Origin of the sequence: Carboxydocella sp. JDF658 (genome assembly GCF_002049395.1) — a bacterium.
Taxonomy (GTDB): domain Bacteria; phylum Bacillota.
Window position 1 is genome coordinate 1 of the sequence record NZ_BDLR01000019.1, and the last position, 6,440, is coordinate 6,440.

Annotated in this window: 8 protein-coding genes; 7 read left to right on the forward strand and 1 reads right to left on the reverse strand. The window is 50.8% G+C overall.

Annotation, left to right across the window (positions count from 1 at the left end):
• The 5 genes from JDF658_RS03555 to JDF658_RS03575 form a co-directional block, all read left to right on the forward strand.
• Positions 1-1,108 (forward strand): ISNCY family transposase (locus JDF658_RS03555; RefSeq protein WP_143311940.1); only part of this gene is annotated, 1,108 nt, incomplete at its 5' end.
• Between the two features lie 414 nt (positions 1,109-1,522).
• Positions 1,523-1,867 (forward strand): Smr/MutS family protein, encoded by a 345-nt coding sequence (locus JDF658_RS03560; RefSeq protein WP_079906490.1) that lies wholly within the window; start codon positions 1,523-1,525, stop codon positions 1,865-1,867.
• A 71-nt stretch (positions 1,868-1,938) separates the two neighbouring features.
• Positions 1,939-3,177 (forward strand): Nramp family divalent metal transporter, encoded by a 1,239-nt coding sequence (locus JDF658_RS03565; protein WP_078665567.1) that lies wholly within the window; start codon positions 1,939-1,941, stop codon positions 3,175-3,177.
• 241 nt (positions 3,178-3,418) lie between these two features.
• A complete protein-coding gene (locus JDF658_RS03570) occupies positions 3,419-4,135 on the forward strand; it encodes a DUF2935 domain-containing protein (RefSeq protein ID WP_079906491.1) in 717 nt (238 codons plus the stop codon).
• A 30-nt stretch (positions 4,136-4,165) separates the two neighbouring features.
• Positions 4,166-4,786, forward strand: a complete 621-nt coding sequence (locus JDF658_RS03575) for a YigZ family protein (RefSeq protein ID WP_078665569.1) — start codon at positions 4,166-4,168, stop codon at positions 4,784-4,786.
• On the opposite strand, the gene JDF658_RS03580 is transcribed toward JDF658_RS03575, so the two are convergent.
• Positions 4,774-5,019, reverse strand: coding sequence for a PGPGW domain-containing protein (locus tag JDF658_RS03580; protein ID WP_078665570.1), 246 nt, complete (start codon positions 5,017-5,019; stop codon positions 4,774-4,776). The two genes, JDF658_RS03575 and JDF658_RS03580, sit on opposite strands and share 13 nt — an antisense overlap.
• Positions 5,020-5,156: 137 nt before the next feature.
• Between JDF658_RS03580 and JDF658_RS03585 the strand changes: the two genes are divergently transcribed.
• Positions 5,157-5,966 (forward strand): class I mannose-6-phosphate isomerase, encoded by an 810-nt coding sequence (locus JDF658_RS03585; RefSeq protein WP_078665571.1) that lies wholly within the window; start codon positions 5,157-5,159, stop codon positions 5,964-5,966.
• Between the two features lie 40 nt (positions 5,967-6,006).
• Positions 6,007-6,411: a hypothetical protein gene (locus tag JDF658_RS03590; RefSeq protein ID WP_143311941.1), complete on the forward strand. Its 405-nt coding sequence runs from the start codon at positions 6,007-6,009 to the stop codon at positions 6,409-6,411.
• Positions 6,412-6,440 lie beyond the last annotated feature (29 nt).

Genomic DNA, 6,440 nt, shown 5'->3' on the forward strand with positions numbered 1-6,440 from the left:
TATCTCATTGAAACAATCCGATAAGTACAAGAACGCCAATTTCAAGCACTTTATGGAGCTTCTGGAGGAGCACGAGGGAATAGCCATAAGTTATTCCTGTCTCCACACTATTTTGACCAAAGCAGGCATTAACAGTCCTAAGAAACGAAGGAGATTTAAACCTCATCGCCGCAGAAAGAGAAAGACTCAGGAAGGCCTCCTTATACAAATGGATGCCACTCCTTTTGAATGGTTTGGCACTAATGAAAAGTTTGCCCTCCATGGTGCAATTGACGATGCTACCGGGAAAATAGTAGGACTCTACCTGGCCAAGAATGAATGCTTGCAAGGATATTTTGAGGTAATCTGGCAAATCGTTAACAAGCACGGTATTCCAGCAAGTATCTATGCAGACAGACACTCAATTTTTCTCTCCCAAAACGCTTCAAAGCTTACGATTGAGGATCAATTGCAAGGCAAAGTTGTTAACGACACCCAGTTTGGCAGAGCTATGAAAGAACTAGGTATAACCCTTATTCCAGCACGTTCACCCCAGGCCAAAGGTAGAGTAGAGCGACTATGGGAAACTCTTCAAAGCAGGCTCCCTGTTGAATTCAAAATAGCCGGTATTACCACTATTGATGCAGCCAATGAGTTCCTATCTCAATATATAGAGAAATTTAACAGTCAGTTTGCGGTGAAAGCTTTAGAGCCCGAAACTGCTTATAGAGTGCTTGACCAAAACATTGATATTGGCCATATACTATGTGTTAAACAAAAAAGAACCATCGATAATGGGGGTGTATTTTCTTTCTATAACAGGCATTTTAAGGTTATCTATAAAGAAACCAATCCTATTCCGCCACGTACGAAGATAGATGTATTAATAAGTCCGGTTTTTGGCGTAAAAGTGCAATACAAAAACACTGTATTTGAAACGCTCCTCTATGTTAAGCCGCAAAAGACTCAAAAACCAAAAACTGAAGCTACTGAGAGAAAGCCCTATATACCTCCAGATACGCATTACTTTAAGTATGGACACAATCTGGTTAAAAGACTTACCTACGAAGACAGCGACAGGGATATTTTAAAAATGCTTGAAGAGATATTTCTCCGAAAGTATGCTTAGCTTTGCCTGGATCTAATTTTTAGGAACCTTAACCGGGCTTGATTTGCCAAAAGTTATGAAGTGAGGTTAAGTCAAGGGCGGGCGAAGCCCGTTCACTTTACCCTTGACTTAACCTCACGTAATAACTACAATTGCCAAAGCCCGGTTAGGTTCTTAGCAGGGGGTGACATTTTGTGACGATAATTAACCCTATTTTGGGGTGACATTTTCACAAGTTATTGACATCATTTATTGAAAAGTCAGCGCTGAAGCATGAAGTTTTTGAGAAGTCTTCTATTTTAGATAACTAACACTTTTTAATGTTTGCTAAGGTTCAAAGTTCTTAGGTATGATATTGCAAAAAAAAGAAGACACTACGACTCTTTAGAGTTAAAATAATGTTAGGGGAGATATTATGACACGAGGTGACCACTGATGGCGATTCTGGAAACAGCCAATATTGAGCAAGGCATGCCCACGGTGGAGCAGGCCCGGCTGCGCTTGCTGCAGGCCCTGCGGGGTGCCAAAGCCCGGCGGGCCAGGGCAGTAAAAGTAATCCACGGCTACGGTTCCAGTGGGGTGGGTGGCACTTTGCGGGGGGAAATGCAAAAAGCCCTGGCTGCTCACCGCCGCTCAGGCTTAATTCGTCACTTTGTTTCCGGTGATAAATGGTCCATCTTTACGCCGGAAGGGCGGAGGGCTCTGGAACTGGTGCCGGAACTGAAAGGGGACCGGGACCTGGACCGGGGTAATCCGGGAATAACGATTGTTATTTTGTAGGCAATAGCACCCTTTTACCCCCTCTGTCATAGGCTGAAATGAAGTCCTGACAGAACGGGGGGTGATGCCGGTTGAAGACAGCGACATATCTGGCAGCTGTACCTGCCCGCCGCAGCTGGCTATCCAGCCTGGGCCCGGCCGTGGTGGTAGCGGTGGCCTATGTCGATCCAGGCAATTTTGCTGCCAACTTGGAAGGGGGAGCCCGTTTCGGCTACAGCCTGCTCTGGGTACTGCTGCTCAGCAATTTAATGGCAATTTTTCTGCAGCGCCAGTCAGCCAAACTGGGGATTGGCGCCGGGAAAGACCTGGCCACACTGTGCGGGGAACAGTTTCGGCCAGGAGTCAATCGCCTGTTATGGTTACTGGCGGTAATCGCCGCTATGGCTACTGATCTGGCTGAATTTCTGGGAGCGGCCCTGGGGTTTTATTTGCTGCTGGGGGTTCCCCTCTGGCTGGCCGGGCTATTGACAGCGGTGGTGACTGTTTCCATTCTGGCCCTGGAACGCTATGGGCAAAGACTGCTGGAAATAGTGATAGGCACCATTGTAGCTTTAATTGGGTTCTGTTATGTGATAGAATTGTTTCTGGCCAAACCTGATTGGCCGCAGGTGCTGGCCCATACAGTAATTCCCCGTTTGCCTGCCGGCTCGATTCTGGTAGCGGTGGCTATGCTGGGGGCAACGGTAATGCCCCATGTAGTGTTTTTGCATTCTCAGCTGGTGCTGGACCGGCGCCCCCAGGGAGCATCTGCAGATTTTTTACGCCAGCTGTTTCGCTGGGAATGCCGGGATATTGCCCTGGCCATGAATACCGCCTTTTTCATCAACTGGGCCATGGTGGTGGTGGCAGCGGCAGTTTTCCACCGGCAGGAGATTGCAGTAAACAGTCTGACCGGTGCTTACCACAGTTTACAGCCAATGCTGGGCAGTCTGGCCCAGCTGGTGTTTGGCATTGCCCTGCTGGCTTCCGGCCTTTCCTCCTCTGTGGTGGGGACGATGAGTGGCCAGCTGGTGCTAAAAGGCTTTATCGGCCTTGACCTGCCTGTGACCTGGCGACGGCTTCTGGTCATGGGCCCGGCTCTGGCGGTTTTGCTCTGGGCAGCCGATCCCCTGCAGGCCCTGGTGTTCAGCCAGGCGGTCTTGAGTTTTGCCCTGCCAGGGGCGATTGTGCCGCTGCTTCTGCTGACCCGGCGCCGGGATTTACTGGGGGAACTGGCGGATCGGCCCTGGGAACAGCTGCTGGGCTGGAGTGTGGTGACTGTGGTGCTGGCTTTTAACGGCATACTATTATTGAGCGGTTTTGGGGGGTGAGCCCCCCATTTCCCCTTTTCACAGAAAAAAGACCTTTACCCCGACCTGCAGTCGAGGTAAAGGTCTCGTTGCCCGTCCCCGGGTTTGGACGGTGGCAGAACCGGGTATTGCTACCAGTATGTCGATTCTGCCTGTGGCAGGTTAATACCACCAACTACTCCCCTTTACACTGGCAATATATGCACTATCCTGCCCAGGGGTGCATACATTGAAGCAGAAGACAGGTACTGGGGGGAGGAAAATGCCACAGGAAGAACTAATCTTCTGGCTGGGAATATTACAGGAACATCTGCAGACAGCGAAAAACCGGCTGGCGGAAGGGGAAAAAGCCTGGCGGCAGGAGGCGGAACAAATTCAACAACGCCTCCAGGCCGTGCAGGACCAGCTGCGGGGAGGCTATTTTGTCAGCAAGGCAGATATCCTGGCTCTGGCCCGGGAAACCTGCCGCTGGCTGCGGCGTTTGCTTTATCGCATGTTGCGCTGTCAGGTGCAGGCCAGCCTGTATCCCCTGCTGGTGGACCACTGGGCCCGGGAGACCCGCTTTTTCTGTCAGTTATTGCGGTTGAGTGCCACCGGTAACCCCCATGCCCGCCTGGGACAGTTAAGGGAGAGTTTATTCTGGTTACGTATTTTTGCTGAGCACCTGCAACTGCTCAGCCAGCAGCTGGATCCTACGGAACAGTTACTTCAGGCTGAAGCAGCCCTGTTGTTGCGGCGACTGGAACGATGTCGCCTGACTCTGAGTAACTGGGAGTCTCTGGTGGGGCAGGATAGAGATTTCCCCCTCACCCTGGGCCAGGCATTGGCGGATAGCCGGGAAACGGTGCTGGCGGTGTTGAAATACAAACAAAAAGTAGCGCGGCGGGCCAGACGGTGTCAGTTGCTGGCGGTTTTTCCGGCTGACTGGCCGGAACATCTGTTGCGGGAAGGACGTTATTTTCTCAGTCTCTGGCCATAGGAAAACAGAAAGAGAAAGGAAGGACAAGGGATGGACAGCTATCGTTCGGTAGGCCGGGAAGCGGTGGCGGAAATTGTGATCAAAAAATCCCGGTTTATCTGTTATGTAAAGCCTGTAGAAACTGCCGAGGCAGCCCAGGAATTTGTCGAGGCTATTCGCAAAAAACACTGGGATGCTACTCACAATGTTCCAGCCTGGCGGGTGGGAATGCCGGTACCGGCAGAAAGGTTCAGTGATGATGGCGAACCGGCGGGAACAGCCGGCATGCCGGTGCTGGAGGTATTGCGCAAACAGGAGGTAACCAACTGCGTACTGGTAGTGACCCGCTATTTTGGCGGCACTTTGCTGGGAGCAGGGGGCCTGGTGCGGGCTTATACGGAAAGTGCCGTTAAGGGGCTGGAGGCAGCCGGGATTGTTACCTATCACCTTTATCGGCGATTTACCATTATAGTTCCTTACCCGCTTTTGGGCTCCATCCTCCATCTGCTGGAAAAGTTGGAGGGTAAACTGGAAGAACCGCTTTATGGAGCAGAAGTCCAGGTAAGGGGTTGGTTACTCCCTGAGCTGCAAAACAAGCTGGAAAAGGAAGTGGCGGAACTGGGGCAGGGACAGCTGCAGGTGGAATGGGGGGAAAGCTGTTACTTGCCGTAAATGCCTTTCAGCCGTCCCTTCCAGAAACGCAATCTATTAGCCAGGCCGGGATATCTGGCCTGTAATTTTTTTTGCCATTTCCGGGCCCAGGGCCAATCGGGGGCCAGCAAATAGAGGGCCAGCAGCAAAAACAGAATTCCCTGCAGAACTGGTAAAAAGAGACCGGCGATGCCCAGGATTAGAAAAATCAGGCCCAGGCTGAGGCGCAACAGCTTTTTAGCTTTTTCTCTCATGAGCGTCTCCTTCCTTTGGGACTTCTTCACACTTCTATTATGACTGATTAACCGGGCAAAAGCAATGGGACTGGCACCCGGATTCCTGGTCCCCGATAGTATATTACACAATCACAGCACAATCGAGGGGACAGTGAATGAGCATTCTTCCAGTCCAGCCTGAGTTAAAGGAAACCCTGTGGGGCGGTACCTGGTTCTGGCGCCAGGGACTGCACCAGGAGGGGAGAAGACGGATAGGGGAAATGTGGTATACGGTACCGGGTATGCCCCTGATGGTGAAATTTATCGATGCAGCGGCACCCCTTTCCCTGCAGGTCCATCCGGGCGATGCCCAGGCCTGGCAGCGTGAGGGCAAAAGGGGTAAAACGGAGGCCTGGTATATCTGGTCCACTGAACCAGGAGCGTATATCTATTATGGGTTTCAGCGTCCAGTGGAAAAAAAAGAGGTGGAAGCGGCTATTCGCGCGGGCCAGCTGGAAAAACTGGTGAAAAAAGTGAAAGTGCGGGCCGGGGATATGATCTTTGTGCCTCCCGGGACTATCCATGCCATTGGCGCCGGGGTAAGATTGGTGGAAGTACAAACTGCGGTAGACCTGACCTACCGGCTGTACGACTGGGGACGGGGCAGGAAACTGCAGATAGAGAAAGGACTGGCGCTGCTTAACACTGCTGCTGTAGAAGAAAATATCGTGGTGTCTACCCTGGAACGGCAGCTGACGGAATTGCATTGTCCGGCTTTCAGATTACAGAAACTCAATTTGCAAGGGCAGATGCAACTATCCCCCGGCGGTTCCTGGTTTTTCCTGGTCGGTCTAAAGGGGGAGGGGCAGCTTAGCAGTGGCCGGTGGCTCTATCAGGTGAAACCGGGAACAGTGTATTGGCTGGATTCAACACCGGTTTGGTTAGGAGGCAAGATAGAGGTTTTAATCTTGAATGGAAATATTTGATATAATATATTTAATAGAGCTAGAAAAAGGAGTACCAGAGATGAAAAAATTCTGGGATGCCCATGTCCATCTCTTCCCGGAGCGAATATTTAAGGCGATCTGGCGCTGGTTTGCTCAAGCTGGCTGGGAAATACCCTTTGCCAACTGGGAGCTGGAACAATATGTGGCTTATTTGCAGAAAATGGGGATGGAGCGGGCTTTTTTGCTCACTTATGCCCATAAACCGGATATTTCCCTGGAGTTAAATCGCTGGGTGCGAGAAGTATGTCAGCAGTATTCACAATTCATTCCCTTTGCCTGTATTCACCCTCTGGATACTAACCTGGAAGAGGTCATTATTACAAAAACCGGGCTTTCATCCCACGGGTTCACCCGTGGGATGAAAGCCCGGCTAAGTTTTTACCGGAATGTCTTCCTTGTATTGTATAAATTTGGTATAATATAGCTATGGAATAAAAATATAGACACAAATGT